This window comes from Pantoea sp. JGM49 (genome assembly GCF_018257655.1).
Taxonomy (GTDB): domain Bacteria; phylum Pseudomonadota; class Gammaproteobacteria; order Enterobacterales; family Enterobacteriaceae; genus Pantoea; species Pantoea communis.
Genome location: NZ_JAERJM010000035.1, coordinates 1 through 5028 on the forward strand (window position 1 = coordinate 1; position 5028 = coordinate 5028).

Below are 5028 nucleotides of genomic sequence, written 5' to 3' on the forward strand. Positions count from 1 at the left end.
GTCGCAGCAACAACCAGGATCGCGCCGTCCATCTGCGCAGCACCGGTGATCATGTTTTTCACATAGTCGGCGTGGCCAGGGCAGTCAACGTGCGCATAGTGGCGAGTCGGGGTTTCATATTCAACGTGAGAAGTGTTGATGGTGATACCACGTGCTTTCTCTTCTGGCGCCTTATCGATCTCATCGAATTTGCTTGCTTTACCGCCGTAGGTTTTAGCCAGAACGGTGGTGATTGCAGCAGTCAGGGTGGTTTTACCGTGGTCAACGTGACCGATGGTGCCCACGTTTACGTGCAGTTTGTTACGTTGAAATTGCTCTTTAGCCATCGCTAGTCCCTCTAAGACACGGATATATCGAAGATATCGTCATATCAACCAGGCAATGCCTGACTGTTTGGTTTACAGAGAGAGAATCAGGAGAGAGATAAAGGAAGTGGTGCTGATACCCAGAGTCGAACTGGGGACCTCACCCTTACCAAGGGTGCGCTCTACCAACTGAGCCATATCAGCACATCTGGAGCGGGCAGCGGGAATCGAACCCGCATCATCAGCTTGGAAGGCTGAGGTAATAGCCATTATACGATGCCCGCATCCTGGAACTCGGCTACCTGTTCTTTCTGTAGCTTATGAATAATAAAAGAAGACCTTCTATTATTCGAGCCTGCCAGAGTTTCTGGCTGACTTTGATTGCGAAAATCCGCAATCTGAATTCGAAGGTGAGAGAGATGAACTCACCCGCCAGATAAAGATTTTATCTGACGCTCAACCAAGTGGTTGAGATGGTGGTGGGAGAAGGATTCGAACCTTCGAAGTCTGTGACGGCAGATTTACAGTCTGCTCCCTTTGGCCGCTCGGGAATCCCACCTACTTGATTGGTGCCGGCTACCGGAATCGAACTGGTGACCTACTGATTACAAGTCAGTTGCTCTACCAACTGAGCTAAGCCGGCATCAAGTGGAGCGCATTATGGGAAGACCGAGCCCAGGATGCAACAAAAAAATTGCCAAAATTGTTCTATCGCTTACTATTTGTGCAAAACATCGCAAACCGCTCATCATTTGCAGTATTTTCGTCCAAATGCAGTGTGTTTTTACGCCGCTGCACTAAGTGATTTACAGAGGCTTATCGTGGTTTGGTCGTCGCACGCCAGAAGCACAACGCCATTTTTCATTTAAAAGTGCGCAACTTTTTTATTGGATCGGGTTTGATTGAACATTTTTTCAACTAACACAATGCAAGACGGGATTGTTCGTTAACGGATGCCACTGTCGGCGTGTTAAAGAGGGAGGCATTATTGATTGTCTGAAGACGGCTCAACGTTGTCAGCGAGGGAAAATCTGAAAAGATTTTACGCGGTGCTACAGCAAAATCGATTGTAATAAGCGACTAAGCAATAATAAAAATGCGGGCACGCTTACGAAAGCGTGCTCAGGTTTATCAATTTGCTTCTTTTTAAAGTGACACTGGTGTTACCCTCCAGCCCATTGTTCTCGTTACTTACCCCCTATGACGTGCAACTGAGCTCGACGCATCATTGTATGCCAGACGCTACAAGATGTTGATGAGCCGGGATTTGCGGTCAGATGCATACTTATGAGTAAAAAAACGACACCACTCACTACACCCTATTTGCAGTTTGACCGTCAGCAATGGGCCGCCCTGCGCGACTCAGTGCCAATGACGCTCGCTGAAGGCGAAATTGAACGACTACGCGGTATCAATGAAGATCTCTCCTTAGAAGAGGTTGCTGAAATCTATTTGCCGCTCTCACGTCTGCTTAACTTCTATATCAGTTCTAATCTGCGCCGTCAGGCCGTGCTGGAGCAGTTTCTTGGCACTAACGGGCAAAAGATTCCCTATATCATCAGTATTGCCGGCAGTGTTGCTGTAGGTAAAAGTACAACCGCGCGTGTGTTGCAGGCGCTGCTTAGTCGCTGGCCAGAACATCGTAAAGTCGAGTTGATTACAACTGACGGCTTTTTACACCCCAATGCAGTGTTGAAAGAACGGGGGCTAATGAAGAAGAAAGGCTTCCCGCAATCTTACGATATGCATCGTCTGGTGAACTTCGTCTCCGATTTGAAATCGGGCGCTAGCCAGGTCACGGCGCCGGTTTATTCACACCTTATTTATGATGTGATCCCGGATGGCGATAAGGTGGTACAACAGCCTGATATTCTGATTCTGGAAGGCTTAAACGTGCTGCAAAGTGGGATGGATTATCCCCACGATCCGCATCATGTATTTGTTTCTGATTTTGTCGACTTCTCAATTTATGTCGATGCACCTGAAACATTATTAGAACGCTGGTACGTTAATCGTTTCCTAAAATTCCGTGAAGGTGCCTTCAGCGATCCCGATTCTTATTTCCACCATTATTCTCAATTGCCTAAAGAAGAGGCGGAAAATATTGCTCGCGGATTATGGAAAGAAATTAACTGGCTGAATCTTAACGAAAACATCCTCCCAACCCGGGAGCGCGCCAGTCTGATAATGACAAAGTCTGCAGATCATGCCGTGCAAAGTGTTCGCCTGAGAAAATAACGTTTCATATTTAAACGCCCTAACTTACCTGGGCGTTTAATTTCTCAGGTCAATTCGCATTAATTGCCAGGACGCAGCGAAATCTCACCACCCACCCAGGACTTTACTTCGCCATCTTGATCCAGTAATAAACCACCCTGCTTATCAATACCACGTGCTATACCATGAACTTCCCTGTCGCCAATCAGCAGCTTAACCGGGCGATTGATAAAATTGTCCAGAGCATCCCAACGCTCTACAAACGGTGCCAATCCGTCACGCTCGAAAATCGGCAGTGCTTCGCGCAGGCTATTGATGATTTTTGCAGCCAACTCATTGCGATCGATTTCAACTCCGGCTTCCTGCAAATTAATCCACCCCTGATTAATTTCAGCGGCTCCTTCTGAGCGCATCACCAGATTGACACCAGCCCCCATGACAATTTGCGCTGCGTCGCCTGTTTTGCCGGTTAGTTCAACCAGAATCCCGGCCAATTTACGGTCGTTCAGGTAGAGATCATTGGGCCATTTAACGCGCACATCAGGTGCACCCAATGACTGAATCACCTCGGCCATCACGATACCAATCACCAGGCTGAGTCCCATTGCTGCAGCGGGACCTTGCTCAAGTCGCCAGTACATCGACAGATAGAGATTAGAACCAAAAGGAGAAAACCACTTTCTGCCACGGCGGCCACGGCCTGCTTGCTGATATTCTGCAATACAGGCATGACCAGAAGGCAACTGATCCATCCTATCCAGCAGATACTGGTTGGTAGAATCAATCACAGGGATGACATCTAAATCTGGTTGATGCAGATGCGAAAGAATATCGGTTTCATTCAGCAATTGAATGGGGGCAGGCAAGCTATATCCTTTTCCTGTGACGGTATAGACATCCAGACCCCAGCTCTTCAGGGTTTGGATATGCTTATTAATGGCTGCACGGCTCATACCCAATGCTTCACCCAACTGCTCGCCTGAATGGAATTCTCCATCAGCCAGCAGCGCGACCAATTTCAGCGGAACACTATTATCTTTCATGAAATGACCTCAACGGCGTTACGTTCGCCTTGAGCACCAATGAAGCGTACCTCAGGCTCGAGCCAAACATTGAATTTTTCACCCACGTGGTTCCGCACCTCGTGCGCTAAAGCAACGATATCCTTTGGCGTTGCCTGGTTTTCATTGATCAATACCAGCGCCTGTTGGCGGTGTACCGCAGCGCCGCCAATCTGGTATCCCTTGAGATGGCATTGATCGATCAACCAGCCTGCTGCTAATTTGACGTCTCCATTTGCCTGCGGGTAATGTGGCATCCCCGGCCATGCCTCTAACAGCTCATTGGCCAAATCACGTGTGATAAGAGGGTTTTTGAAGAAGCTACCTACATTGCCCGTTACCCGCGGATCGGGCAGTTTACTCTGACGCATTTGGCAAACTGCATTAAACACATCCCATGCGCATACGGTGGCTGGATTCAGTTTCGCTAAATCGCCGTAACTCAGCACCGGCTTCCATTGCTTAGCCAGACGGAGCCCAACAGCAATAATGACGTGATTATCCTTCATCTCGTGTTTAAAAATACTGTCACGATACCCAAACTGACACGCTTCGCGATTCAGGCGGCTGATTTTTTGTGTGGGCAGGTGCAGCACATCAACGTATTGGCAAATATCCTTAAATTCAACACCATAAGCGCCAATGTTCTGGATAGGTGCTGAACCGGCCATGCCCGGAATTAACGCCAGGTTTTCCAGGCCGGTAATCCCTTTCTTTAAAGTATGCTCAACCAACTGGTGCCAGTTCTCACCAGCGCCAATATGCAAATGCCATGCTTCAGCCTCTTCCTCAAGTGAAATACCTTTGATGGCATTAATGATCACGCCACCATCAAAGTCTTCCAGGAAAAGCACATTGCTGCCCTCACCTAATACGATGAAAGGTTGATTCGCCTGTTGAGTCGCTTGCCATGCGCGAACAATGGCTTCAGATGTGTCTGCGATATACAGCGATTGTGCACTGACTTCGAGACCCAGTGTGTTGAAAACTTTTAGAGAAGTGTGGGGGCTGGACATTTCACGGCCTTTACTGATTTATCTGGCCGTAGTTTACCCGATCAGTTAGTCACGGGTGGGATGTTTTCGTGGCTTTTAGCCCTGATTTCGCCAATTTGCAGACGTAAAAAAACCCTGAACTTTCGTTCAGGGTTTCTTCACTTATTTGATGCCTGGCAGTTCCCTACTCTCGCATGGGGAGGCCCCACACTACCATCGGCGCTACGGCGTTTCACTTCTGAGTTCGGCATGGGGTCAGGTGGGACCACCGCGCTACAGCCGCCAGGCAAATTCTGTTTATTCACGCCGTGACAATCGTCACCACGCGAACCAATCCGTTTGAACAAAGCTGAAAATCTACTCGCGTCTCCTAAAAAACGCCTCTGGCGTTGTAAGGTTAAGCCTCACGGGTCATTAGTACCGGTTAGCTCAATGCATCGCTGCACTTAC

The 5028-nt window shown here is 48.4% G+C and carries 4 protein-coding genes, 4 tRNA genes and 1 rRNA gene; 1 reads left to right on the forward strand and 8 read right to left on the reverse strand.

The window, feature by feature from the left end:
• The 5 genes from JK231_RS25265 to JK231_RS25285 all read right to left on the reverse strand — a co-directional run.
• A partial coding sequence (locus JK231_RS25265; RefSeq protein WP_211729912.1) for a GTP-binding protein occupies nucleotides 1-326 on the reverse strand: 326 nt, incomplete at its 3' end.
• A gap of 107 nt (nucleotides 327-433) precedes the next feature.
• A tRNA-Thr gene (locus JK231_RS25270) sits at nucleotides 434-509 on the reverse strand.
• A 5-nt stretch (nucleotides 510-514) separates the two neighbouring features.
• Nucleotides 515-589 (reverse strand) — tRNA-Gly (locus tag JK231_RS25275).
• Nucleotides 590-779: 190 nt separating this feature from the next.
• A tRNA-Tyr gene (locus tag JK231_RS25280) sits at nucleotides 780-864 on the reverse strand.
• Nucleotides 865-872: 8 nt separating this feature from the next.
• Nucleotides 873-948: transfer RNA gene (locus JK231_RS25285), tRNA-Thr, on the reverse strand.
• A gap of 644 nt (nucleotides 949-1592) precedes the next feature.
• Here JK231_RS25285 and coaA point away from each other — a divergent pair.
• Nucleotides 1593-2543: a type I pantothenate kinase gene (coaA, locus tag JK231_RS25290; protein ID WP_097119822.1), complete on the forward strand. Its 951-nt coding sequence runs from the start codon at nucleotides 1593-1595 to the stop codon at nucleotides 2541-2543.
• Nucleotides 2544-2602: 59 nt separating this feature from the next.
• Here coaA and birA read toward each other — a convergent pair whose 3' ends face one another.
• From birA to rrf, 3 genes are all read right to left on the reverse strand, one after another.
• The gene (gene birA / locus JK231_RS25295) at nucleotides 2603-3565 is read right to left on the reverse strand and encodes a bifunctional biotin--[acetyl-CoA-carboxylase] ligase/biotin operon repressor BirA (protein WP_211729913.1); all 963 of its coding nucleotides are present in this window, start codon (nucleotides 3563-3565) and stop codon (nucleotides 2603-2605) included.
• On the reverse strand, nucleotides 3562-4599 hold the full coding sequence (murB, locus tag JK231_RS25300; protein WP_160834692.1) for a UDP-N-acetylmuramate dehydrogenase: 1038 nt from the start codon (nucleotides 4597-4599) through the stop codon (nucleotides 3562-3564). Before murB ends, birA begins: the two co-directional genes overlap by 4 nt.
• Before the next feature lie 150 nt (nucleotides 4600-4749).
• Nucleotides 4750-4865, reverse strand: a 5S ribosomal RNA gene (gene rrf / locus JK231_RS25305).
• Nucleotides 4866-5028 lie beyond the last annotated feature (163 nt).